The 408-nt window shown below is 36.3% G+C and carries 1 protein-coding gene; it reads right to left on the minus strand.

The window, feature by feature from the left end:
• On the minus strand, positions 1–408 hold a 408-nt coding region (locus tag D3H64_RS07500), incomplete at both ends, for a transposase (RefSeq protein WP_147429906.1).

Below are 408 nucleotides of genomic sequence, written 5' to 3' on the forward strand. Positions count from 1 at the left end.
CATTAAAGGTCATATCATCCACTTGAATTGGAGCAGATTTTCCAAAACTAGGTAAAGTACCTAGATAACTTTCGAATGTTTCCAGATCTTTACTTTGGTTCAAAAGCCACTGACGATAAAGTTTTTGAGAATTAGGAAAAGCCATTAAGAAAGGAATGTGGTGTTGCTTAAGAAACGAAAGGTTTTCTTTGGTTAAAAATCCTTTATCCATCACAAAAACAGTCAGCTTCATATCGAGATCTTCCGCTAAGTCCATCATCTCAAGAATGTGTGCTTTATCGACAATGCTACCATCGTAAAGTTCATAACAAATAGGAAGATGTCTACTTTGTGAGTAAAACACGTCCAAATTCACTTGAGGTAAAAGTTCATGGTCTCGGTTATAACCCATGGCAGCCAAATCTATAC

The organism is Atopobacter sp. AH10 (assembly GCF_003664595.1).
GTDB lineage: Bacteria > Bacillota > Bacilli > Lactobacillales > Aerococcaceae > Atopobacter.